The sequence below is a fragment of the Lentisphaera marina genome, assembly GCF_028745505.1.
Classification (GTDB): domain Bacteria; phylum Verrucomicrobiota; class Lentisphaeria; order Lentisphaerales; family Lentisphaeraceae; genus Lentisphaera; species Lentisphaera marina.
Genome location: NZ_JAQZZL010000002.1, coordinates 2,276,919 through 2,302,262 on the forward strand (window position 1 = coordinate 2,276,919; position 25,344 = coordinate 2,302,262).

Here is a 25,344-nt window from a genome sequence, read left to right on the forward strand (position 1 = left end):
TGTGATTATAAGCATTTAATTACGGCCCAAGTAAAATTTCTAATGTTTATTTCAAATAAAAAAGTTTATTTTTTATTTTTATATTTTTTTAAATTGTTGAATATCAACAAATTAAAATATCGTTAGGTATTGTGGATTGTATGTTGCTAGTCTAGCCGTCAGAGGATTTATCCTTAATCAAATTTCATATAAAACTTGAGGAGAATGCATTGAATTATTTTTCGTTTATTAAAAAAAATCATAGTGAAATTTCTGGGATTTACATTGTGTTATCATGTATTAGTTCATTCATTTTTTACTTAAACAATTTAAGTGAAGTAAGATACTTTTTGATCTCCCAAGACAATTGGTTTTTGACTGAAGGTTTAATGATACTCCCACAGTTACTAATGATTACAGGGTTAATAGTGGGTGTTTTTTTGGGACAAAAATTAATTAAAAATTTAACTATTATTTGGTTTATAGCTTGTCTAGTTTTTCAGGCTTTAACAATATCAGATCCATTAAAATATTATGCTATTGCCTCTTGGTTTTATCTAGTTCTTCCCTTATGTATTACTATTTATAAGTTTTCAAAGGGTTTTATTAAATCTAACAATGTTGAAGATGAGCATTATTTAGAGTGGATATGGACGGCTAATTCTTTTTTCATTAGCTGTCAATTAACCTTGTGTATTCAAAGTTTGATTGTTTTAAATGAATTACCGGTGAGTTTTACTGATTCTTTGTCTGTAACATCTAAACTAAGCTCATTAGTTTGTATACCAATAGCATTAAGTGTAACTGCTCTTGGTTTAATCTTGTGTTCGAGCATTAAACGTAAGTATGGTAAGTTAATTTTTTGTGCGTTTGTAGGGTCCTCAGCTTCTATACTTTTTTCAATTGTAACAATATCAGGAATAATTGTTATTGAGAAATTAACGATTTTACATATCATATTTAGTTTTGTAGTTACTATTCCAGTAGTATTAGCCTTTTTATCTGCGCTTCTCGATGTGAACAAAGCTTCTTTCGGTCAAAGTTTGAGGTGCTTCTTAGCTTTTATTTCATCTAGATTGTTTAACAAAAATAAAACTCTTTTGAGCTCTATTATTGTAGTTTTAGGCTTGTTTTCATGTCATAGTTTAGTTGGCTATTTACACCATTATTATTCATGGGGCTCTGTAACCAGAATTTTGTACAATACTATAGCTATAATTTTCACCTGGTTGTTAATCACTCTTATTCGTAGTGATTTACAGAAAAAACTTATTACATGCGGGTGGGGAGTAAGTATAATTAGCTTGGCTTGGTTCATCACTTTTGCGCCAAGTAATAGTTCATGGCAAAACTATATGAAGTTTGATAAAAATATTACTTCTCTAAAAAAAGTTTACTTTAAGTTCAAACCAAATCAAGATAAACATTTAATAGACCTTAGAAATTTACTTGATGAAACTCAAAAAATAAAATGGCAAGATTGCCCTTCTATTGAAGTGAAAATGACAAATGATAATATCGATAAACCGTCAGTTTTATATATTATTATTGATGCATTACGAGGGCAGAGTTATCAAGAATATACACAAAACCGTAACTTAGGTGGTTTAAAGTTTCTAAAGAAAAATTTTGTTGAATATGATAATGCATGGTCAACATATAATGCTACAGCGGGCTCAATGCCAGCTTTGTTAAATGGAATAAAACACCCCATATGGTACAAAGTGTCTACTGAACAAGCAGATAACGTTAAAAATACGACAGCGGTATTGGCGGAGAATCATGGTTATAGTATGCATAATCTAGCAGATTACATGGGGTTTGATAAATTTTGGCCTCATGACTCCACGCATTCAAATATTCCTAAAGGAAATGGATATGGTGATCCAGAAGTTATCTTTGAATATGCATATGAGCAAATAACAAAATTAAACCGAAAAGAGATGCCATTCTTTGTCTATAGTCATATATATAATATTCACCAACCATTATTAGACAGAGGGTGCTACTCGGAAAAAGAGACGGGAAGTCACTGGATGAAAAGTCTTTATGAAGATAATATTCAACATATGGATAAAGAGCTTTTAAAACTTCTATCCTCATTAAAAGAAGATGGAGTTTTAGATAATACGGTGATTATTGTAACTTCTGATCATGGAGAGGAATTAAATGACTTCGGGGGGCTATATCACGGCTGGCAACTTAATCCATATGTAATGAGTGTACCTCTATTTGTTCATTATCCAAAAAGTTTAAAAGGAATACCTAATAATGGAACAAAAGTTAGTTATCCATGTAACCTTATAGACATAGCGCCAACTTTGGCAGATATTATGGGTTCAAAAATTGTATCAGAACTACCAGCGGGTAAATCATTGCTAAAGCTTGAAGAGCTAGACAGAAACAGAAAGTTTCCATTGTTTAATTGGCAGACCAGAAGCGCAGGGATAATATCTTTTAATCCTGTAATTATGGAAGTTATAGATTTCAATGGAGGTGAGTTAAGTACTTTTTCTAAAAATAAAGGTTGGTTTTTAACTGAAAACCTCAGAACTTCTGAAGATGTGTCATTAGAAATTAATTCAGAAATCCAATCTATTATCAAGCCCTGGAAATAAACTAAGAAATTATAAAAAATAAAGGAGTTCATCCTTGATGAAAGAAAAAAAGAATAAGGGTTTCTTAAGGTTCACGCATACACTTAGCTATTCACTTTCTGGAATTAAATCCGCATGGAAGTTTGAAGAGTCTTTTCGCCAAGAGATGATATTGTTTATTATTTTGACACCTGTTGCGTGCTTAATTGGAGTAGAGATGATAGATTTTATAGTATTAATTGGTAGTCTGTGGTTTCTATTAATTGTTGAGTTAATAAATTCATCGATTGAAGCTGTAGTTGATAGAGTTGGCTTAGAATATAATCACTTATCAAAAAGAGCTAAAGATATTGGTTCAGCTGCAGTTATGTTGGCTATCATACTAACTATTTTTATTTGGTTTGTAGTTATTTATTATAGACATATCACTTAGAGCTTTTTATAAATTCAGAAAAAATATTTAAGTGGAGTAATTAAAAACTTATTTAGCAATAGGTCACTAATCTAGATTTAGATTGTCTTCCCAATCGACTGAGGTTTTGCACTCGGACGCTAAAGACTTGTTAAGCACCTCAACCTCTTCTTTAAAACGTTCTTTATTTTTATCTTCAGAAGTAATATCGATACACCATTTAAAATGGTTGTTCATCTATATCGCCAAAGTTTTCAAGGATTTCTACGTTCGTCATTCCTTTGCAAAAACCAGTTGGGTAATTCAAGAAAGTGAATTCCGTTTTTAAATCATAAAAAGTTTGTACACACTTACTTAATTTTCTTTCTGATATATGAACACAAAATATCACTGCTGTTTTCATAATTTCCTCCTAAGAAAACATTTCTACTTTAAAAAAATAACAAAAACCATACCAAGATTTTGTTATCATTGATAATTCATTCGAGTTCTAGTAACCCTTAATTGATAATATTTATACATCAATATTAATAAAAGTTCAGTCACGATTCAGGTTTCCACCTTTTCTCACTATTAAAGGTGTTCTACAACTGAAATGAAGTAGTTTTTTCGGGCGATTCAATTACATGTAACGTCATTGGAACAGGAGTATGTTCAAGAGTTTTCATCTGGGTTACACAACAAAAATATATAGTGCTCCCGTTTAAGAAGTCGTGTAAATTAGATAGTATAAAAACACGGAGTATCACATGAAACGACGCCAATGGAAACCAGAAGAGAAACTTAAAATAGTTATGGAAGGACTCAGGGCCGACTGTACTGTCAGCGAGCTTTGTAATCGCCACCAAATAACTCAAACGCAGTACTACCAATGGAGAGACAAACTTCTATCTGATGGTTCAAAGGTATTTGCTCATGGTGGTGTAGATAAAACTGAAGAACGTTTAAAAAGTGAAGTTAATAAGAGCCTTTTGCAAAAGTCATAAAACAAGCTGAATAAAAGTAGAAACATGTTATCTCAATAGTTACCAAAACAAAAAGAGAAAAAACATGAATCTACCCGGCTTATGGGATACCATAGAAAAGTATTTATTTCCAGGCTTAGAAGAACTTTTAGGCGGAGAATTAACTAAGAAAGAGAAAGAGTTTGTTCGCATCTGCACAATAACTGAGCTTGATCAGTTCAGCCATGAATTTGAATGGTGTGGATTTGGGCGACCTCCGAAAGATCATTTTAATATAGTGAAAGCTTACATAGCCAAATCCGTTTATAACTTCGATACAACAAGATCTTTTATAGACTTTCTCAAATCAAGTACAAAGATACGTCGTTTATGTGGTTGGGAATTTGCAAAACAGCTTCCTCATGAAAGTACTTTTTCTAGAGTATTTGCAGAAATCACCGCCTCTCAGCTCTGCCAAAGAATCCATGAATTCTTAGTGGTAAAACATTGTGGAGACACCTTAGTACCGCACATTAGTAGAGATTCTTCAGCAATTGAAGCTAGAGAAAAAGTCATGTCTGAACCAGGGGCTGAGCCTAAAGCCCCTAAGAAACGAGGGCGGCCTAAAAAAGGTGAGATCCGAATTAAAGAAAAAACCGTAGTGGAAAAGCAGGTCGACCGGTCACTTGAAGAAAACTTAAAAGAGCTCCCAACGCACTGTAATAAAGGGACAAAGAAAAACAGTAATGGTTATAAAGTTTCATGGAAAGGCTACAAGCTTCACTTAGATTGTATTGATGGAGATATACCAGTCGCAGGCCTATTGAGTTCAGCGTCTTTACACGACAGCCAAGCGGCAATCCCTTTAGCACAGATTAGCGCACAACGCATAACTAATTTATATGATTTAATGGATGCAGCCTATGATTCACCTTCTATCCATAAATTCAGCCATCTTTTAGGACATAAATCTATTATTGATCACAATCCTAGAAAAACTGGGGAGAAAAAGATTTTTGACCCGCCTGAAAAAGAACGGTACAAACAGCGGTCATCTGTTGAAAGAGTCTTTTCGAACTTAAAAGACAACTATGGTGGTAGGATGATCAGAGTACGAGGACATGCAAAAGTCATGACTCATCTAATGTTTGGCATTATTGCAATAACAGCAAACCAACTCTTCAAGACTATTTAGCAACTAACATAAAACTATACGTCATGATCAACTTGCGTCCATTTTTGGCTTGTTTATACTCACATGTATCCAATTTCGAGATACATGTGAGCGAGATCTTAAGATTTATCCTGGATGAACTTTTTAATCACTCTAATTCAGGACTTTTGCAAAAGGATCAATAAGCTTAAAACTATTATTGGTGATTTGACTGTGGAACTAAAAAAAAACGAATTCTGAAAAGGAAACGAACTTTGAGTGCAGCTAATCAGGATTTATTAAAAGATGAAGAATGAACACCCTTCTTGAGGTTACAGATGAGTTTGGGCATATCTAAAATTTCGTAAAAATATTAATGTGAATAAGAAACGCATTCATAGAATCATGAAACTAGAAAATCTTTTGGTTCCGCCCAATCTAAAGCTTAAATCAAAGAGAACTCCTACTCGGAGCAAACCTAAGACTATTGAACCAAATTCGATTTGGGGTACGGATATGACTAAAATTTTAATTCCAAATTCGGGCTGGGTGTACCTTCATGTTCTAATTGATTGGGGAAGCAAGAAAATCATTGGTCATTCATTGGAATCAACAAGTCGTACAGATGATTGGTTAAGTGCTCTCCATATGGGGATAAACAATCAATTTCCTAATGGGATTAAAGAAGCTAATCCTTATTTGCAATTGGTTTCAGACAATGGTTGTCAGCCTACTTCAAAACGTTTTATTTCAGAGTGTAAATCTCTAGGTATTCAGCAGATTTTCACTTCCTATAATAACCCTAAAGGAAATGCGGATACTGAAAGAGTTATCCGAACCATTAAAGAAGACCTAGTTTGGCCTCGAGAATGGAAGGACATTTACGAGCTAAAAGAAGAGCTTACCAAATGGATTCAAAATTATAATGAGGACTTCCCTCATTCATCTTTTGGCTACATGACCCCATACGATTATGAAGCTTGGTTCAATGCGAGCCTAGTTGCATGATTACCTTAAAGCAATAAGTTGCGACTATAACTCGCACTACGTAATGTTACCCCTTGAAAAAGGGGGGCATTACAAATCATTGACATACTTTTTTAAGCATAAAAACAAAAAAAATTGAAAGAAATTTTAATTTTTGGCGATGAATTCAGTATTGTTAGATGAATACCTTGTAAAGACATAAGGATTATATTGAGTGAATACAGAAGAAGTCATCGCAAATTTTAGTAAAGAATACCGCCGGCTATGGGCCATGGCCTATTCTGTTTGCCGTGATCACCACCTCTGTGATGACATTCTTCAAGAAGTTTCTATTACACTGATGAAAAAAGCGGATGATTTTGATTCCAGTAAAGCCTTCCTCCCCTGGGCTATCGGCATCACTAGAATTCAGGCTTTGCGCTTCTCGCAAAAACGACATTTAGATAAGCTTAATCTTTCTGCGGAGAGTCTTGATATAATTGAAAGTCAAATTTGTGAAAATTATCATGATGACATCCTCGAATCTCGCTTAGAATCACTAAAAGCATGCCTCAGTAAAGTCAGTGGCGAAAATTACCAAATTTTAAAAATGAAATACATCAAGGGTGAATCTGCTCGCAGTATTGCAAAAATTATTGGCCGCAGTGAAACGGCTACACATTCTCTCCTCCAGCGCCTGCGCATGAGCCTGCAAAAATGTATTAATTCGAAGGCCTTAAACCCATGAATGATCTAGATTTTATCAAAAAATTTCATTTTAATCAGCTCAATCCTCAGGAAACTGAAGCCTTTGATAAGCGCCTGCAGGAAGATGCGGATTTCGCAAAAACCTACACAGATTTTATGATTGACGAAAGCCTTATGAAAGATGCTATTCATGAGCTTTCAATCAATGGCAATGAGCCTCATCAAGCAAGGAAGTCAAAAAACTCCTTTTATCTCATTGCGAGTGCGATCATGGCGACGGCCGCTTTATTCGCCTTTTTCTTGCAGTCTCCAAGTCAAAAAAATATTGATTTCAACCCGAAAATAATCAGTGTAAAATCAAAGCAAAACTTTCAAGCCGGGCAAATCCTTGAGTTGGGACGATTCTACAAAACCTTCAAAGGTGAGAAACTACGTGTTCAATACCCCGACAAATCCATTTTAGAATTCACCAACGAAGCCGAATTTAGTTTTAATCGCAAGCTCGATTCAAAATTAGTTTACCTCAATCACGGACAGATGTACGGCGACATTCAAAAACAAGAACTCGGTCCCATGTTAATCGAAACTGGCTCAGCAAAAGCGGAGATCCTTGGAACCAAGTTTAATCTAATTAGTGAGCCGGAGAAATCTTATTTAGAAGTTCTTCATGGTAGAATTCGTTTTCAGAATCGCACGGGGAATTCCGATATCGTTCAAACTGGTGAAAAGGCCTCTGCGTCACCAAAGCAGGCGGTCATTGCCGAGTCGATTCATCCCAATCAAGTGGATGAAGATTTCGAGCGCTACAGTCAATGGCAAAACTACTCGAACCAACTACAAAAAGACCCTGATCTCGTAGCTTATTACGACCACTTCAAAGGCGAATTCCCATATGTTCTGAAAAACTTATCACAAACTGATTCCCCTCACCTAAGAGATGGCCGCATTACTGATCCACAATGGACTAAAGGCCGTTGGCCCCAAAAAGATGCCCTCTATTATTCGACCTATAGTTATGTTGACTGCGGTTCTGATTCGCACTTTAATTTTGAAAAAGCCGTCACTCTATTTGCGTGGGTTAAAGTCAAAAAATTCACTCGTTATTTCCAGACAATTGTCGCACGTGGTGACCATAGTTGGCGCATTGCACGCAATGGTAATGAAAACTCCATCGAATTCGCCTGTGGCACGAACAAGCCCTATGTTGTGAGGGGCAAAAAGAGCATCGACGATAATCAATGGCACCTCGTGACTGCGACTTATGATGGTCAAGTGATGAAACTCTATATCGATGGTCAAATTGACGCTGTTCACCACGTGAAAGGTCAAATCAAAGTCACTCCAAATAAACGAGTCGATATTGGCACCAATAATGACAGATCACATCATCGTGATTTCGAAGGCTGGATGGACGAAGTTGGTATCTTCAAGCGTGCTCTCAGCACAGCCGAAGTACAAGAAATGTACGACATCGGCAAGCCATAATTTTGATCATTTGATCAAGCCTGTTAAGAACAACCTTTTCATAAACAATTAAATCAATAATCATTACTAGGAGTCCAATGAAAAAAACTGCCCTCTTATTTAGTCTTTTATCCAGCGCTATCTTTGCTCAGCCGCAAACGCCTGAAGGCTTCGAACAAAGTCTTTTTGCCGGCTACCCCGAAATCAAAAGTCTCACTGGCCTCTCTGCCAGTCCTGATGGCGTTGTCTTCGCAGCCCAGGATCTCAATGCTGCTTGGGGTCAAAAACCTAAGTGCGGTTCAATCACTCGCATGGAAGATACAAATGGTGATGGCAAAGCCGATAAATTCACTAAATTTGTGGAAAACATAGATCAGCCTCGTGGCATTCACTTTATTCACGATACCCTTTACGTCATTAACCCGCCCTACTTAACGGCATTTAAAGATACGGATAATGATGGTGTTGCTGACCAAAAGACAAATCTACTTACGGGTATCGGCTTCCCCCTCGATTGGCGAGGTGGCGATCACACTTCCAATGGCGTCCGCATGGGTGTAGATGGTTGGCTTTATATGGCCATAGGTGACTACGCTATCCCAGATGGTAAAGGTACAGATGGATCTTCAGTAAAACTTTGGGGAGGCGGTGTTCTACGTTGCCGTCCTGATGGTTCGGAGCTCGAAGTTTATACTCGTAATACGCGAAATATTTACGGTGTCGCCATTACTCCACAAATGGAACTATTTTCACGAGACAATACTAATGATGGCGGTGGCTGGAACGTTCGCTTCCACTACTTCAGTCAATTCATGGACGCCGGATACCCACGAAAATATCTAAGTAACCCCGATGAAACACAGCCACCACTCGCCGATTATGGTGGTGGCAGTGGAACGGGTATGCAATTTATCCAGGAACCTCGCATCCCAGCACAATGGAACAACAAAGTCTACAGCTGTGATTGGGGTGGAACTGGCATATCTATTCACAATATGAAACGTTTTGAAGAAACCTACATAATCGAGCAAAAAACATTCTTTAAGCCCGATAAAGCCATGGATATAAGTGCTGATGCTGACGGCAACATCTATGCCATGAATTGGAAGGGTCACAATAATTATGCTCATTTTGAGGATGAACGCGGAGCCATTTTTAAACTCACTCCAAAAAGTCCTCAGGGGAAAGCGTTTCCAAATGTAAAAAAACAAACTATTGATCAACTCATCGCCAACTTAAACAGCGATTCAGAAAACCTGCGTATGACGAGTCAACGTGAACTCATCAGCCGTAAAGCAGATAAGACAAGCGAACAAAAACTCATTGCCTTTATTAAGGATAAATCAAAAACAATCTACGGACGTAGTTCGGCACTCTTTGCCCTCAAGCAAATTTTTGGAGTTCATTCATATAAAGCATTACAAGCCATTAGTGCGGATCCAGATTTACGTGAGCTTGCCCTTCGTGCACTCACTGATCGTTCAAGTCAACTCAATGACCTCGATCCCCAATTTTTCATTAACTTCCTCAAAGATCCCAATGCCCGTGTGCGCTCACAGGCCGTCATTAGCTTAGGTCGACTCAAAGCTCCTGGAATCAGCCAGCATATCATGGCTTTAGGAACACAAAGCTATGATTACAAAAGTGATCAACTTCCCGATAGAGCTCAGCTCAATCCCAGAATTCCCCATACCGCTTTTCGAGTTCTCCTCGAGTTAGCCGACGTTCCTTACTTACTCAGTAAGGCTAAGGAAACAGGTCCGCAATCGGAAATGGCTTTGCGCGTTCTTAAGAATATTTACAGTGAGGAAGTGGTTTCCGGAATCATCTCTCTTTGTAATAGTGCTTCTCCCCAAGATCTCCCTCGTTATTTACCCACACTCTTCCGCCTCTACTACACTGAAGATTTAGACAAACTGGAGTGGCGTAAGCACTGGTGGGGCACACGCCCTCAAACAAAAATACCTTTCATGAAAAAAGATCTTTGGGCTGGTTCTGCACAGGTTAAAGCCGCTATCGAACAGAATGTTTCTCGTGTGAAGAATGATCAAATTGTCTCCATGCTCTCTTCCTTACAGGGCGTTGGAATTCAAAGACGCGACTTCAATCTCGGCTTAAAAATGACTGGGCTCGAAGCCTTAGTAAACAAAGATAAACTCGATCAAAAAGATATTGCCTTTATTGAAGACGAAATGAAGGAAGGCAAAGATCAACCGCAAGTTGTGATCGATGCTTGGAATAAGCTTAATGATCATTTAAATATCTATCCAAAAGAAGTTCGTATTGCGCTTTTCGCTATTGCGGAAATGAATATAAAACAGCGAAAGAACAAAGCTCTTGACGAACAGATCAAAGCTTTGATGACCGACCCCAACTACCTTCTCAGTAATGAAGATGCCATGTTCCAGGCTTTCCACCAAAAAAAGAACCGCAGTACCATGGACTATTACAGCCGTTACCTGCTCAATCTCCAGAGCATGCCTCTCATCCAGGAAAAAACTCGGGAAAAGATTATCAAAGCGATTACTAAAGAAATTAGTCGAGGTCATGAACAAAGCGCTGAATACGCTGTAGATATGGGCTACTCGGAATATTTCGAAGAAATCAAAAAATACGCGGCCAAAGGCAAGGGGAAAAAGGGTGAGTTTTACAAGCAACTCGTGGTGAAAATTGAGCAACTTAACAATACTGATAGCAGCCAAAAAATTGCTCAGCTCGACAAGAAAATTGTCTTGGCAAAAGTCAAAAGTGTCAAGGGTGATGTCGCTCTTGGTGAACAACTCTACGCTCGAGCCGGATGTATTGCCTGCCACGCTCGCTCAGAAAGCGAAATGGCCAAGGGGCCTTATATGGGAAATGTGGGTACAACCTTTACAAGAGATGCCATTGCCGAAGCTATCATCGACCCCAACGCAACTATTTCTCAGGGTTTTACTACTGTTCAATTCAAAATGAAAGACGGTACTATTCATACTGGCTTTGTCAGCAGCCGCGAGCACGGCCAAATCGCCCTGCGCAATCTCTTTGGCATCACCAGTAAAATTGCGCATGAAGATGTAGTGGAAGAGAAAAAACTCAAAACTTCCATGATGCCCGAAGGACTAGTCAATAATCTGAGTATCAGCGAGTTTGCTGCATTATTAGATTACCTAAGCTCACTCAAAAAATAAATTTTAACAAGAAGGAAAAGCACCAAGATGAAATTCACTCATACCCTTTTAGCTACGGCACTTTTTACAGGTTTTGCACTTTTCGCAAATACTGAAAAGCAAGAGAAAATTCAAGAACTCAATAAACAAATTAATGAGTTGCATCAGCAATCTAATGATCTCAAAAATCAATCTGAACTAAAAAAGCGTGAAGTTAACAAAGTCAAATTCCAGAAAAAACTTCTCGAAAAAGACGCAGCGCTTGAGAAAATGTTTGCAGGCTTCGAGATTGCCAAAAGTCAAAAACCTAGAAAAGTCCTTATTTACTCAAGAACCACTGGTTTTCGCCATAGCTCAATAGAAGCTGGTGCGGCCATGTTAAAATTAGTCGGTGAAAAAACTGGGGCTTATTCTGCCGTTCATACTGAAGATGAGGCGATGATCAATGATGCGGAGCTCGCAAAATACGATGTCTTACTGATGCTCAGTACAACAAATAACCCGATTTCCACTCCAAAAGCTCGTGCGGCTTTTGAAAAGTTCATGGCTTCAGACAAAGGCCTCGTGGGCATCCACGCCGCCACTGATTGCCACAAAAACTGGCCCAATTATCTCGAAGCCATGGGCGGAATTTTCGATGGCCACCCTTGGGGTGCTGGTGATCACGTGACTTTATACAATGAATGCCCCGAGCATCCCTGTGCGGAAATGGTTCCTCAGGGTTTTGTGATCCGTGATGAAATCTATCAATACAAAGATGATAAACATTTTACTCGCGATAAAATGCGTGTGCTTCTCAGCCTTGACCTCTCTGGGAAAAACATGATGAAAAGAAATATGAAGCGTAAAGATAATGATTACGCCGTTTCATGGCTCAGATCTTATACGGGATCAAAAGTCTTTTACACCAACCTTGGTCACAATGAAGATACTTACTTCAACCCCGTTGCTATGCAACACATTCTCACCGGCATTCAATATGCCTGTGGCGATATCGAAGCCGACGCCACTCCTAGTGCCAAACTCGGTAAATTCCCCAAGCCAGTTAAATAATAGCGACCTTATTATTTCCATATAAAGAGCCCCTCATAAAAGGGGGCTCTTTTTTTATATCTATAACAGGCTTAAGTGAGTGTTCAGTAGTTAAATTAAGATGAGCTATTTTGACAAAACCCCTCGCTTATTTTAATTTTTTATTATAAAATAAGTCGCTATTAATAATAAACACTACCGTACATTATATATTTAAAATGTTATAACAGTATGAACTTACACTTATAAATTATATAATCTAAAGGCGTAATAAGACAATCATATGTCGTAATTTGATAAACGTGAAGACTTGTGTTTCACTCACAATTGTAGTTTACTAGATAACAAGGCAAGGGAAACAAACACCTAAAGAAAAAGGCTAAATATGAAAAGATCAAAATTCTCACTCATCGAAATTCTCGTCGTTGTGGCCATCATTGGCATCTTGGCTAGTTTCTTAATGCCTACCCTCAAAAAAGCACGTGACTCGGCTAGAAGAGCATCATGTATGAATAATATGAAACAGATGGCTATTGCAATTGTCAACTATCACAGCGATAATGAAGGCTATTACCCTGGACCCAATGCACATTTTAGTAGCACAAAAGTATCTTGGGATGATCTTCTGGGCTTATACGATGGAAGAGACCTGACTCAAGCCCAAATGGAACGCCAGAATCTAAATGAGAGTGATGAGGTCCCTTCTCCCATGTATCTATGCCCATCTAATGTACAATCTAGATCGGGAGCCATTTTAAGGTCCTATGCCATGAACACAGCTAATGTAAATGATAGTAATGGAGGAGTTATTGAAACTACTAATACCGGCGGCTCTATATCTGCAAGCCAAATAAGCAATGCCTCAGATACTATTGTTAACGCTGAATCTCAAGGCTACTCTAATATTCTTGGATTTTATGGAGCTGGTGGTTACCTAGGCGCTCGTAACTATATTGAACAATACCACCCAGGAGGCTTCCCTAGGCACAACAGTGATGTTGGTGGAGTCAGTGGCTTCTACGTCCACGATGATAAAACATATAAAATGAATTTTTCTTTTGCCGATGGTCATGCGGAGTATCGCAGTCTTCCTAGTACCCTCGGTAGTACGGGCGCAAGTAATTTTTATAACGGAGGAGCATTTACAAATTGGGGCTATTTAGCAGACACCCCATGGAATGCCCTTAAATAGCACACCCATAAATATCTTAAACTAAGAATGAAGTCCTGAACAAGCTGGGCAATGATCGCGTTTAATGAGCGGGCTTTTCATAAAAGTCATATCACGTAAATCAAAACTCAAGAGCTTATTTTCGAGTGTATCTCCCAGACCACTCAAAACTTTAATCGCTTCCATTGCGGCCATACAACCCACAGTTCCCGACACGGCGCCAAATACAGGAAAACGGCGTTTCCAAGCAGCGGGTTTCTCTGGATAAATACACTTCAAACAAGGCGTAAGACCTGGAATAATCGTCGTAATCTGAGCCTGTAATTCAAACATAGCACATTCCACCAGGGGAATATTATTGCGGATTGCTTCGCGATTCATTAGGTAGCGTTCTTCAAAGAGTGGAGCGCAATCAATAATCAGATCCGCTTGTGCCATCAATTCTTGCGCATTCTCTTCATTGACATTGGCATTCACTGCCTCAATCTCCAAGCGAGGATTAAGCTCTTTTAAGCGGCGTTCAACCGATTCAATGCGGGGCTTACCCAACCAATCGTGCGTCATTAGTAACTGACGATTCAAATCCGAATGTTTGACATTGCCACCATGGGCTAAAATCATTTTGCCTATGCCTGCTGCGGCCAATTCATAAGCGACCACGGAGCCAAGCCCGCCACAACGAGAAATAAACACCGTTGAATTTTTGAGTTTAACTTGCCCTTCTTCCCCAAATCCAGGCACGGTTGTTTGCCAAGCATAAGTATCTTTTTCTTCTTGGTTAAGTGGCTTCATTTTACCCTCCTGCAATGGGTGACATTAGTGTAATCGAATCATTTTCTTTTAGGTCTCTTGGAGTCTCCCATAAGTGCTGATTGTCATTAATAAAGACGAGGATTGATGGGTTTGCTTGACCTTCTGAAATAAGCATGTGACTTATTTCTTCTCGCTCTTCTGCAAGCTTGAGTATGAGTTCATTGACTGTTGAAACATCAGCGACTTGGACGTATTCGTCTCCTGCTAAATGCTTTAATTGTCCCCAGAGTTTTACTTTATGCAACATGGCCGTACTCCTGTATGAATTTGTATTTATGAACTCCACTGCCCTGCAGTCATGGTCAATTTTTTCTGTGCAAAAGCAACTGCACGATCGTCATGAGTCACCATTAAAACAATGCCGCCCTGCTCAGTAAAATCTTTCAATGCCTTTAAAACTGTTTCGGCATTTTCTGCATCTAAATTACCCGTGGGTTCATCCGCCAAGATAATTTTTGCCCCCGAATAAATTGCGCGCGAAAGAGCGACGCGTTGCTGCTCTCCCACACTGAGTTCTGAAGGTAAGTGATGAAGGCGATCCGCAAGGCCAAATTTCTGTAAAATTTCCTGGGCTTTCGTTTCCGAACCCGTAGCTAATGCGAGGTCCGCAATACGTACATTATCAATAACACTTAGGTAGGGGATGAGGTGAAATTCTTGATAGACATAGGCGATATTATTGGCTCTAAAGCTGGCCTTCTGTGAGTTTGATAATTCACTCAAATCCTGCCCGTTAACCACGATTTTTCCTGAGTCAAGTTCTAGCAAAGCTCCGGCACTCAGCATCAAAGTCGATTTACCACAACCACTGGGACCCAGCACGGCAATAAAATCACCGCTTTGCGCTTTCAGGTCAATCTTATTTAAAGCCTGGACAGGGGACTGATTTTTTCGTTTGTAGGCCTTTGAGGCTTGAGTTATTTCTAAAGAGTTAGTCATGACGAAGAACCTCCGCTGGATCAGTTTGAGCCGCCCATAAAGCCGGCAACCAAGTAGCTAACATAGCCAAGATGGGCATCGCTAGCAGAATGAGAATGATTTTCGAACCCTGTATCAATTCACAAGCAGAATGAGAATTAAAGAAGGATTCCTTCCCGAAGTGTAAAGACAAATAGAAAAGTCCCAAACCTATACCGGCACCAATTATCGCACTTAAGAAAGCTTTTATTAAATAAGCGAACAAAATCTTGCTCGTTTTTACCCCTAAGCTCAACAATAAACCGAGCTCATAAATACGTTCCTTCACATTTAAAAATGCTAGCAGCGCAATACTTGCCATACATAATAGCGCGACAAAAGGAACCATGATTGCCACCATGTTTTCGCGTTTCTTTCTAAGCTCATTTTGCTGCTTTTTTATAGAGTCGATTTCTAGCATGGCGGTCTCTTTTGTTTTATTGCGAGCTTCTGCTCTTGCCAAGGCTTTACTATCCTGTTCAATAATTTGCGTCCCCGGCAAAATTGCCAAGAGCTCTTTGCGGATTTCGCCAATGCGATCCACTGTGGCACAGTTGCATTCCAAGGCTAAAATTGAATTGATCCGCTTCTCTTTATTCAGTAATTGCTGACACACACCCAAATTGATCCACACTGTAATGTCATCTTTCGTCCCTCTTTGGCGATGAGTTTTAGACACATTAAACTCTCTGCCCATAAACTTCACTTTATCACCTGGTTTAAGCCCCAAGCTAGTATGAAGCTCATAACCCAAGACCATATCATTTTCGGCAACGGGATTCACTAGGGGTTTCTTTGGATTGCCATGTGATTTGGGAACTTGCCCACGAATACCAATCAGCACGACCTTTCTCTTATGTTCTGGCCATTCTAGACTCTGCGTCAATGTGGGTAGCAGGTGATTAACCGTAACAATATTTGAGTTGGCGAGCTTATACACATATTCTTCAGGCATGGTTTTACTTGCGTAACCCTCTGAATAGACTTCACTCAAATCTTGGCCTTCTGGGAAAATATAAATATTGAAACCAAGCCCCTTCATTGATTTGCGAATATCATCCTCAAGCTTTTTCATATGAGCTTCTGTTTCGTCAACTTTTTCTTGAATGAGTGCCTCGGATTTGAGGTTGGCACTCTTGAGGAAAGCCTCACTTAAAAGCCAACTTGCCGCCGCCACTGCAACTGCAATTATTGACAAAGTAAAATTCACTTTGCGGTGAATAATCTCTTTGCGAATGAGTTTTAATAGATTCATTATTTTTTCCTTATCATTAAGCTACCGCCGATGAGAAAGGCGAGCACGAGTAAGACCGTTATGAGGCCACTAATTTTTATACTAGAATTTTCACTTGGCAGATCTGCCTCTACAGTTTCTTGAGCTCCTTCGGTCACAGGCGCTTCAATAGCTTGCGTATCTTCTACATCGATTAGGCCAATGAGTGGCGGTAATTCTTTGTCGACTACCACTTCACTTCCCGCTAAATAACTCTGCCAATTTAAGTTCGTGAGGAAATCAATCCCTGGATTTTGACTTTTTACTTGGCAAGAACAGGCGCCACAGAGATAAGTCGAAAGTTGCATTAAATGCTTCACAATGATATCATCTCCAATCATCGGTCCCAAAAGGCGCCCACGTCCAAAGAAAGCAAATAATTTCGGCTCTGCTTCCGACGATTCATCTTTAAAAGTTCTCGCTAGAATGGTTCGAAAAATCACATTGGCATCATTATTTGGCATACGCACTAGGTGAAAATCAATTTTTAGGGGTATCCCCGATTCTAAGACATTTGAAGGATCAATTGCAGCGGCTTGATATGGGGTCAACTTACCGCCAGTCACCGCACCATCGGTTTGCACAACTCCCTCGGGCATTTTCAACTCTTTTTTAAGGGTTTTGATTGCCATTTCAATTTCCTGAATTGCCGCTTCATCTTTTGCTTTATTACCACTCTCGAGAAGAAGGAAAGTACTTGAGTAACCCTGTAACACACCTTTCATCAACTCCGCGGTCGCTTTTGAATTCAAGAGTTCATCCACATTGCTTTTATTGAGCTCGCCTTCCCAAACAGCTTTAAATACCCGTGTGCTCGTGGGATAAAGCAGAATGAGTTGTGGCTTATCTGCAACTTGAATTTGTTTTAGATCTTCGTGAGCATTATAAAAATCTTCTGCTTGTTTAGGGTCGTTTAAATCGACTTTATAGGCCACAATATTAGCATGCCCACCATGACCAATACTATTATCATAAATTTCTTCGGCTAAAGAAGCGTCGGCCTCATTTAATTCGCCGCGGTGCAATACAAAAACTTTATAAAGGTCGCGTTCCCAGCGCTCCAGTGCGTAGCGAAACACGGGAACGTCACACGCTGATACAATTCCCTGGAAAAATACTAATAAACAAATTAATTTAAGTTTCATACAAAGGCCTCCTGGTGCTGGATAATGCGGCCTTCGCAAAGCTCAAAAAAATGATCTCCTAGTAAAGACGCTTCTGATTTTCTATGGGTAATATGTAAAGTCGTCACCTCGTTTTCCTGAGTGACTGCTTTTATCAAATTGATTACATCTTCGTGGGTGTCGTCATCTAGTGTACTCAAAGGTTCGTCTAAACACAGCACTTGCGGGCGTACGGCAAGGGCTCTACCCATGGCTGTCCGCTGTTTTTCTCCACCACTTAAACCCGCGGGCTTACGCTCGAGTAAATGCTTGATCTGTAGCTGTTCGGCCAATTCATGAACGCGATCATCTATAACTTTTTTATCCCATTTCTGAATCCTCATGCCAAAGGCAATATGTTCATATACTGACATGTGCTCAAAAAGAGCTATATCCTGAGGTAGGAAGCCGATATTTCGCTCTGCTGGACGTTTTTTAGTTATGTCCTGCCCATTAATACTTATAGTTCCCGCAGATACTTTGCGAAGTCCGCAAAGAGCTTCCAGTATAGTCGTTTTTCCCGAGCCCGTTTTTCCCATTAGAATTCCGTAGCTTCCTGTGGGAATCTGCATATTAATATCGGTGATTTTAAAATTACCTGCTTGAATGGTGCAATCTTTAATTGATATCATAAAGCCCTCCTTTACGGCCATCGATAAGGCGAACTAAAAATAAAACGGCTAAGGCAATGGCGACCATAATCATCGAAACTGCCACCGCACCTTCAAGATTCCCGATGCTAATCTCTAAAAAAACTGATGTCGAAAGCACTTCTGTTCGACCCCGAGTCGTCCCAGCAAAAATGAGTATGGGGCCAAATTCACCTAAGGCTCGTGCCCAAGCTAAGGCCGCAGCAGTTAAAATCCCGCGCCAAGCACCCGGAACGGCAATGAGCCAAAAAGCTTGCGAACGGTTGCAACCCAAAGTCATGGCCACTTGCTCTTGGCGAGGGCTCATTTGATCAAAAGTATTGCGCATAGTGCGAACCGCAAAAGCACAAGAAACGCTAAATTGTGCGAGGATTATGGCGGGGACTTTGTAAGTCACTCCCACAGAGAAATCCGGAGCCTTGCCTGTGAAAAATGAGTATATATTTGTAAAAATAATAACACACCATTCTTCAATACTCGTGCCAAAAATGGCGAATTTATGAAAGAGAATTAATAAACTTAAGCCAATCACTAAGGGAGGTAAAATAATCGGAATGTCGAGCAAAGCATCGAGTGCGGCTTTTCCAGGAAAGCGAAAACGCGCTAATAAATATCCCGTGGGAACGGCGACAATTATACTGAGAATAGTCGCAATAAAACAGCTCAACATAGTGATTTTCAGCGAATATTGAATATTGGGATTCTCCAGAGTTTTTGCGATGTCGGCAAAACTGGTGTAATTAGCATCCGCCACCAACATCCCCAATATCAGCAAAAGGTAGAGAGAGAAAATAAACGCGAGCCCAAAAATGAAAGGTTTATCGGAAGGCACCTTGCGCATTTTCGTGGTCACAGACTCCGCTTTACTTGTGACGTCTACATTTGTAGGCGCCTTACTCATTCACGGCTCCCTGCCAATGAAAACCAATGTCCGTAAAACGATTTTGGTGACTCGTCAATTGTATCATTAAACGTTTCAGTAATTCCTTGTGATCATTATTCTTGGAAATCGCATAGGGTTGAACTGCTTTGGCTTCCTCGAGGGGGATTTCAATCATTTCACATTCGCGCACTGCACTAGGACTCGCCATAAAATTACTCTTGTAGATAATTACTGCATCCACAGAATGTATACTGATCTGGTTAATAAGAAAATCTCCTGTTGGGGAATCCACTGCTACATTCTTCTTTATCTTATCATAAAGATTCACCGCCTTGAGCATTTCCATCGTTAAATAGCCTAAAGCCGATTTATCAGGATGTCCCAAGCCGACTTTGACATCTGCTTTTAGTAAATCATCGAGTGAACGAATCGCTTTAGGATTGCCCTTCGCCACTGCAATTACTATGTCGTTACTCGTCACATCAGTTGATTTCCCGAAGCGATCTTGTACCTGCTCCATGAATTTGCGATCACAGGCAAAGTAGGCATCCGGTTGTGCTCCTGCTTCCATCTGAGAAACTAAAATGCCACAGCCATTAAAAGTCGTTTTCACCACTACGCCCTCACGCTTTTCGAATTCGCTTATACTCTCTTCTACTGCAGGACGAAGCATTCCACCGCCAAAGAAATTTATTTCGGGTTTATTTACCCATTTATCGCCTTCGACAATTTTAAAACCCATGGCTTCAAAATGCTTCAGTCCCTTGTCTCGCGCTGTGAGGTAGCGAGCGAAATGCAAGGCTTGAGAGGGATTCTCACTTGATTTCAAAATACCAATCGTAGTGTTTTTGGGCTGTGAATCGAATTCACTTAGGGCAACAAAATCTAATTCTGGATACTGCGCAGCCACGGCATCCCAAACTATGCCCACATCAATTGAATTAAGTTTAAGGTTATTGGTGAGCTCATTGACTGTACCGGTGAAGACACCGTCATTTTTAACGCGCTCTTCAATAGCTCCCCAGTACTTGTGCTGGCTCAAAACTTTTTTAGTGAATTTCCCCACTGAAGCTGCATCAGGGTTCGCCAAGCCAATTTTTAAATCTTTTTTATCAAGTAGATCCTGAAGGGATTGAATCGAATGGGGGTTACCTTTCGCCACTGCTAAACCCGCGCGCAGTTGATTCACTGGAATGGCTTCTGCGAGAAGACCTTTCTCGCGCGCTAAAGTAATGTAGCTATAATCGGCGGCTAAATAAAGGTCACCCTTTTGTGCTACTGCCAAGTTATTGAGCAGTGTTCCTGAGCCCCCGTAAATGATATTAATTTTGACGCCGAACTCATTTTCATAATCTTTAACCACTGCCACTGCCGGAAGTTTCATTCCTGCCGCACAATAGAAGTCCAGAGTCTTCTGTGCTTGTCCTTTTTCTGAAGGATCGTTTTTAGATAACATAAATGTCGCTAGAAATAGACCTATCAGCAGACTTAAAAAAATGTATTTAGCTTTGTTCATTTACCTTCACAACTTTTTATTTATATACAAACTTAAACGGAATTAACTGTACACTCTAACAATCATATTAATAAAAATTTGATTCTTTTCTCTAAGATTCCATAACAATATAAATGACTGTAAGGCACTTTTTTTACCATCAAAACAAACTAAGAAGCAAGAATTTTCTCTTTCAGAGAACACCTTAATTATGTATTTTTGAAAAATTTTCCTTTAGGAAGTGTGCAACTCTTCGCATATAAAGAGGTAATAAACGCTCCAGCGCCCCTCCAGTAATGAAGGCTCTGTTTATGAGCAATTAACTCTTCATGTAGAACAAAACTTGGAAGTTTATGGCTGGTGAAAGATCAGGTCGGCAAAACTTCCAAGGCATTAATAAGCGTTTACTTTTTTCTTTTCTTAGATTTTTTCACCTTAGTAGCGTTGCCGTAAGTCGAGGCAATAACCTGATCAACGATTGCGCGATCATTTCTATTCTCAAAAGCTTTTAGCATGGGATCATTCGTTGTTTTCATGTTCATAGTAAGTTTCTTTTTAAACTTCTCGATCTCTACTTTATACTCGGGATTATCAATTAAATTCACTAAACAATTAGGATCATTTTCAATATCATAAAACTCTTCTGATGGTCTGTGCCTGAAAAGATCTATCCGAGCCGCAATCTGCTCATCCTTTTTAGCCGCTTTTTCCATGGCTTTCATGGTCAAACCTTCGTTATTGTTTCTATAACGCTCTTCCTGCTTGAAAGCATTGTAGATATAGCCAAATTTCTTGTTTTGCACTGCTCGCATCGGCACCGCTGCACTACCAGCTTTTTTATCTATTTGCGTATAAACAAAATCTCGACCATCCTGTTCTTCTAATTTAAAAAGAGGCACTAATGAACGGCCATCAAGTTTGGCGGGACCTTTGACTCCCGTGAGCTCAAGAAAAGTTGGTAACAAATCAATCGTCGATACAAAGTGCTTGCCATCTTTACGGTTTGCCTCTATCACTTTGGGCCAGCGCACAAGGAGGGGGGTTCTCGAGCTATAAAACCAAGTATTACATTTAGCAAAGGGCATCGCAATGCCATTGTCCGACATGAAAATCACTAAGGTATTATCTGCCAAACCTGAGTCATCCAAGGCCTCCATCACCGCTCCAAAGGTATCGTCAAGACGACGTGTCGAGTTAAGGTAAGCCGCATACTCATCGCGAACACCCGGGAGATCGGGAAGAAAACGGGGAACCGAAACATCTTTAGCCGTATAAACTTTCGAAGGCATCTCAGCACCCTTACGCAAATTATCTGGATAACAGTAAGGACGGTGAGGATCGTGAGAATTCACCATAAAATAAAAGTTTTTATTTGTCTCTTTACACTTATTAAAAAAGTCTACCGAGCGCTGTTTATAAAGCGTTGGGCTACGGCCATCACCGAGATCCTTTTGATCAAAAGCGTAATCCCATTTTGATGCGGGCTTAGGCGTCGAATGATCCTGTTTCCCCAGAATCCCCGTCATGTAGCCACCATCTTTCATCAAGTCAATCACATTAGGGATTTCTGGTCGAGTTGGCATAAAACCTAGACCTCCAGAATTATGACTATATAGCCCCGTTCCGATCACTGTCCGACAGGGGTAACAAATTGCCACGTTCACATGTGCCCGCTGAAATTGTATGCCCTCACTAGCAAATTTATCTAGCTGTGGAGTTAAATCTGATGGTCGTCCACCGTAAGTACCCAATGACTCCGAATGCAGATCATCTGCAGTAAACAATAGGATATTAAGCTTGTCTTTGGCGTTCAAGCCAAAGCAGATTGAAATGAGTATGAGGTAAACGAAATGTTTCATAACTTTCCTTGTTTTAAAATCTCTTAAATACAGTAACTAGAAATACACCACGCTAGGTAGTAAAAGTTACACTGAATTTAGTTTATTTTACTTTTATGACTTATCTCTTAAATCGAGCTCAGCATGAATTATGTTGCCCATAAAAATTTGACCCGATTTACTCTTGATCGTCGCCATACGGTAATTATCTGGAACGTCAAAACTCGGATCGATAATATTGAGTAAAACATAGTCAGTATCGGCTCGATTTGAACCCGTTAAATCTGGCCCAATAAGCCCTCCGAAATCATACATTTTATGACAGGTAGCACAAGTACGATTAAAAAGACTTCTACCACGGCCACTATCAGCATTTTTTAAAACTAGCGCTATTAATGAGTGCTTTGAATTTTTTAATCAGCGCTTTTTTATCGCTTGAAGTCGATTTCTTTTCTGCAAAAATTTCATTAAAATCTTTGCCCCATAAATTGCGTAGGCTTCTTGCCACATAAGCGGAAATTTCATTTTTCTGAATGCTTCCCTGCTTGATCGCTTTTAATAACTCTTGCCCATAGGAACGACGCGTTGCCAAGGTTTCTATCACGGCCTGTTTTTGTGCAGAATCAAAACTATCGTAACGCTTAAGTAAGAATTGCGCTCCACTTAAAGAATCATAATGCGAGTAGGCACGAATGGCATCTACAGCCAATGGGCCATCAAGTAATTCAGGCAATTGAGTGAGTAAGGGTTTATACTTTTGCTTAATTAACGAAGCTAAAGATTCACGACGTAGTAGCACATCATTTTTTTCGTTCATGAGTTCTTCCAAAGCCGCTATATTAGCTTTCACGCTACCAAATTTCTGATTTAATTCACGTAAAAGTACTTGCATTATGGGATTTGGGTTTTTAGCATATTTACTTTCCAAAGCTTCCCAATTCTCAGGCATCTTCACTCTCGGAAAACCCTTGAGTCCATCTTTCAAACCCCGCAGTGCCGCGAGCTGAACTTGGGGTTTATCAACGCGTATCAAAACATCTATAGTTAAATCATACGATTGGAATTCTGTGAAACTTTGAAGAGCCTTGATGTGTTGCTTTTTGGAGCAGAGTTGTCAGTTCTCAATATTTAACATTACTGTGACAACAAATAGAGGGGGCTATAACTACTCAAGACTCAAGAAAATGTGTTTTTCACATGATGGAGACACACCGTTGCGAGCCGGCTATTAAGTCAGCTATGTTAGTTCTTTAGTTGGCTTCATATGATCCAGGGAATTAAGGATCGTTCCCATATTTTATTAAACTGCAATTCTTTCATTTTAAATTTATGTATTTTCAGAGTAAATGAACGAGACTCAGGAATGATTTTTCCCGCTATATCGAAAAACTTCCTTCTGAAAGTTGTTGGATAAGAGGTCTTGAAAAGGCAGGCAATTTTTCTTTTAAAAACCTGAAACAGATTAAAGGCTAGAATCCCCATGTAGTACCAAAGTTGATTAGCGTGAAAATCTAAACAAGGCATACGTTCGCTAGTGAAGTCTTTGACCTCTCTATGAGTTAATTCATCTTTACCTCTAGAATGGTCATATTCAATTAATTTTTCATCACTACAGTTATCATAATTCGATAGAATTATACGACCATTCAAGCCTAGCAAGGGTTCACCATTTTCTTCAACCACAACAAGTTTTAAAGCCCTGTATTTCATATTTTCATCCCATGATTTTCTGCACTCTTGAAAAGCTTCATATTTCCACATACTATTCTTGTTTTCATAAATGCCAGAAAAACTATGTACGTCAAAAGTATGATCTTTGTAAACCTTTCCAGCACAAACAAAATTAACCCCCAATTCATCGCAAAGCTTGAAGATTTTTTGATCGTAAAAGCCTCCATCCATTCTAACAATGATAGTGACTTCCGGACCAAGGGTTTCCCTTATGCTTTTGCTTGCGTTCTTTAGCATTGTTTTAACTATGTCGCCATGGTTGGTCGAACAATGTCCTGATTGAAAATAGGTGTCAACATAAAAACCATTCCAGATAAGATTGATGGGATGATATCCTTGGAAATTTTTGTAGGTAGGTTTAACTCCTGCACGACATTTAGCCCCATCGTTATTGTATACACAGGAATCTAAAAATAAGACCACTTCATTCGGTGACTCATTCTTTAATACTGATTGAAAAATACGATGGAAATAAGGACGAATAGTTTCGACATCTATTTTATCTGCTTTGTATAACAGTCGTTTCAGTGATGCGGTATTTAAGTATTCTTTACAGCCATGTATTTTTATCCATGACTCATCTTGGTTGAGTCTATCAAAACTTTCTAAACTCTGTTCAGTTCCATCTGCTAAAAATAATAAAATCTGTAAGAAAGCCTCTTTTAGCTTTATGCCTTTTTTTGATTTACGCAGATCTTGATATATCAAAGACAGTTCATCACTGACATGTGACTTCTTAAGGAAATTTACAAATGGAGCTAAGCCTGCACGGGGGGTGAGACATTCGGATGTTATTGATATTTTGGTGATAGAAGGCATGATGAATGGGTGGTGTTTTGAGTTTTTGTTTTTTGGTCGAAACTAATTTAACTCATTCACCACTTTTCACCTCACACGTGAACATTTTTCCTTCAAAGCGTATTTATTAGGTACGTATGTTTTACTAAGATTTTTAGCTTTCAGATC

Annotated in this window: 23 protein-coding genes and 1 pseudogene; 10 read left to right on the plus strand and 14 right to left on the minus strand. The window is 39.3% G+C overall.

Annotation, left to right across the window (positions count from 1 at the left end; genetic code table 11):
- The first annotated feature begins 209 nt into the window (after window positions 1-209).
- Together PQO01_RS20295 and PQO01_RS20300 are read left to right on the plus strand one after the other, a co-directional pair.
- A complete protein-coding gene (locus tag PQO01_RS20295) occupies window positions 210-2,597 on the plus strand; it encodes a sulfatase-like hydrolase/transferase (protein WP_274316056.1) in 2,388 nt (795 codons plus the stop codon).
- Between the two features lie 37 nt (window positions 2,598-2,634).
- Window positions 2,635-3,009 carry a diacylglycerol kinase gene (locus PQO01_RS20300; protein ID WP_274316057.1) on the plus strand — a complete coding sequence of 125 codons (375 nt, stop codon included), beginning with the start codon at window positions 2,635-2,637 and terminating at the stop codon, window positions 3,007-3,009.
- A gap of 66 nt (window positions 3,010-3,075) precedes the next feature.
- On the opposite strand, the gene PQO01_RS20305 is transcribed toward PQO01_RS20300, so the two are convergent.
- Together PQO01_RS20305 and PQO01_RS20310 are read right to left on the minus strand one after the other, a co-directional pair.
- The gene (locus PQO01_RS20305) at window positions 3,076-3,225 is read right to left on the minus strand and encodes a hypothetical protein (protein WP_274316058.1); all 150 of its coding nucleotides are present in this window, start codon (window positions 3,223-3,225) and stop codon (window positions 3,076-3,078) included.
- A complete protein-coding gene (locus tag PQO01_RS20310; protein WP_274316059.1) occupies window positions 3,209-3,391 on the minus strand; it encodes a hypothetical protein in 183 nt (60 codons plus the stop codon). Before PQO01_RS20310 ends, PQO01_RS20305 begins: the two co-directional genes overlap by 17 nt.
- A gap of 346 nt (window positions 3,392-3,737) precedes the next feature.
- Here PQO01_RS20310 and PQO01_RS20315 point away from each other — a divergent pair, with 346 nt between their 5' ends.
- The 8 genes from PQO01_RS20315 (at window position 3,738) to PQO01_RS20350 (ending at window position 13,596) form a co-directional block, all read left to right on the plus strand.
- Complete coding sequence (locus PQO01_RS20315; RefSeq protein ID WP_274316060.1) at window positions 3,738-3,974, plus strand: transposase; 237 nt, start codon at window positions 3,738-3,740, stop codon at window positions 3,972-3,974.
- 64 nt (window positions 3,975-4,038) lie between these two features.
- Entirely contained in the window at window positions 4,039-5,127 is a 1,089-nt protein-coding gene (locus tag PQO01_RS20320) for a transposase (RefSeq protein ID WP_274312032.1), read from the plus strand.
- 363 nt (window positions 5,128-5,490) lie between these two features.
- On the plus strand, window positions 5,491-6,093 hold the full coding sequence (locus tag PQO01_RS20325) for a DDE-type integrase/transposase/recombinase (protein ID WP_274316061.1): 603 nt from the start codon (window positions 5,491-5,493) through the stop codon (window positions 6,091-6,093).
- Between the two features lie 193 nt (window positions 6,094-6,286).
- Complete coding sequence (locus PQO01_RS20330; RefSeq protein ID WP_274316062.1) at window positions 6,287-6,799, plus strand: sigma-70 family RNA polymerase sigma factor; 513 nt, start codon at window positions 6,287-6,289, stop codon at window positions 6,797-6,799.
- A complete protein-coding gene (locus tag PQO01_RS20335; protein ID WP_274316063.1) occupies window positions 6,796-8,244 on the plus strand; it encodes a LamG-like jellyroll fold domain-containing protein in 1,449 nt (482 codons plus the stop codon). The genes PQO01_RS20330 and PQO01_RS20335 overlap by 4 nt, the downstream gene beginning before the upstream one ends.
- 77 nt (window positions 8,245-8,321) lie before the next feature.
- On the plus strand, window positions 8,322-11,393 hold the full coding sequence (locus PQO01_RS20340) for a DUF7133 domain-containing protein (RefSeq protein ID WP_274316064.1): 3,072 nt from the start codon (window positions 8,322-8,324) through the stop codon (window positions 11,391-11,393).
- A gap of 27 nt (window positions 11,394-11,420) precedes the next feature.
- Window positions 11,421-12,425 carry a ThuA domain-containing protein gene (locus PQO01_RS20345; RefSeq protein WP_274316065.1) on the plus strand — a complete coding sequence of 335 codons (1,005 nt, stop codon included), beginning with the start codon at window positions 11,421-11,423 and terminating at the stop codon, window positions 12,423-12,425.
- Window positions 12,426-12,789: 364 nt separating this feature from the next.
- Window positions 12,790-13,596, plus strand: coding sequence for a type II secretion system protein (locus PQO01_RS20350; protein WP_274316066.1), 807 nt, complete (start codon window positions 12,790-12,792; stop codon window positions 13,594-13,596).
- 21 nt (window positions 13,597-13,617) lie between these two features.
- Here the strand turns inward: PQO01_RS20350 and PQO01_RS20355 are convergent, their stop codons facing one another.
- The 12 genes and pseudogenes from PQO01_RS20355 to PQO01_RS20410 all read right to left on the minus strand — a co-directional run bounded on the left by PQO01_RS20355 (window position 13,618) and on the right by PQO01_RS20410 (window position 25,282).
- Window positions 13,618-14,367, minus strand: a complete 750-nt coding sequence (locus PQO01_RS20355; RefSeq protein WP_274316067.1) for a HesA/MoeB/ThiF family protein — start codon at window positions 14,365-14,367, stop codon at window positions 13,618-13,620.
- A 1-nt stretch (window position 14,368) separates the two neighbouring features.
- Window positions 14,369-14,635, minus strand: a complete 267-nt coding sequence (locus PQO01_RS20360; protein ID WP_274316068.1) for a MoaD/ThiS family protein — start codon at window positions 14,633-14,635, stop codon at window positions 14,369-14,371.
- Window positions 14,636-14,661: 26 nt separating this feature from the next.
- A complete protein-coding gene (locus PQO01_RS20365; protein ID WP_274316069.1) occupies window positions 14,662-15,327 on the minus strand; it encodes an ABC transporter ATP-binding protein in 666 nt (221 codons plus the stop codon).
- A complete protein-coding gene (locus PQO01_RS20370) occupies window positions 15,320-16,600 on the minus strand; it encodes an ABC transporter permease (RefSeq protein ID WP_274316070.1) in 1,281 nt (426 codons plus the stop codon). The genes PQO01_RS20365 and PQO01_RS20370 overlap by 8 nt, the downstream gene beginning before the upstream one ends.
- The gene (locus PQO01_RS20375; RefSeq protein ID WP_274316071.1) at window positions 16,600-17,763 is read right to left on the minus strand and encodes a hypothetical protein; all 1,164 of its coding nucleotides are present in this window, start codon (window positions 17,761-17,763) and stop codon (window positions 16,600-16,602) included. The genes PQO01_RS20370 and PQO01_RS20375 overlap by 1 nt, the downstream gene beginning before the upstream one ends.
- Window positions 17,760-18,413 carry an ATP-binding cassette domain-containing protein gene (locus tag PQO01_RS20380; protein WP_274316072.1) on the minus strand — a complete coding sequence of 218 codons (654 nt, stop codon included), beginning with the start codon at window positions 18,411-18,413 and terminating at the stop codon, window positions 17,760-17,762. Before PQO01_RS20380 ends, PQO01_RS20375 begins: the two co-directional genes overlap by 4 nt.
- Window positions 18,400-19,332, minus strand: coding sequence for an ABC transporter permease (locus tag PQO01_RS20385; RefSeq protein WP_274316073.1), 933 nt, complete (start codon window positions 19,330-19,332; stop codon window positions 18,400-18,402). Before PQO01_RS20385 ends, PQO01_RS20380 begins: the two co-directional genes overlap by 14 nt.
- A complete protein-coding gene (locus PQO01_RS20390; protein WP_274316074.1) occupies window positions 19,325-20,770 on the minus strand; it encodes an extracellular solute-binding protein in 1,446 nt (481 codons plus the stop codon). Before PQO01_RS20390 ends, PQO01_RS20385 begins: the two co-directional genes overlap by 8 nt.
- Window positions 20,771-21,213: 443 nt before the next feature.
- Entirely contained in the window at window positions 21,214-22,668 is a 1,455-nt protein-coding gene (locus PQO01_RS20395; protein WP_274316075.1) for a sulfatase family protein, read from the minus strand.
- Between the two features lie 93 nt (window positions 22,669-22,761).
- Window positions 22,762-22,962: a hypothetical protein gene (locus PQO01_RS20400; RefSeq protein ID WP_337994463.1), complete on the minus strand. Its 201-nt coding sequence runs from the start codon at window positions 22,960-22,962 to the stop codon at window positions 22,762-22,764.
- A 52-nt stretch (window positions 22,963-23,014) separates the two neighbouring features.
- Window positions 23,015-23,596, minus strand: coding sequence for a hypothetical protein (locus PQO01_RS20405; protein ID WP_274316076.1), 582 nt, complete (start codon window positions 23,594-23,596; stop codon window positions 23,015-23,017).
- A 311-nt stretch (window positions 23,597-23,907) separates the two neighbouring features.
- A pseudogene (locus PQO01_RS20410) lies at window positions 23,908-25,282 on the minus strand (IS1380 family transposase).
- Window positions 25,283-25,344 lie beyond the last annotated feature (62 nt).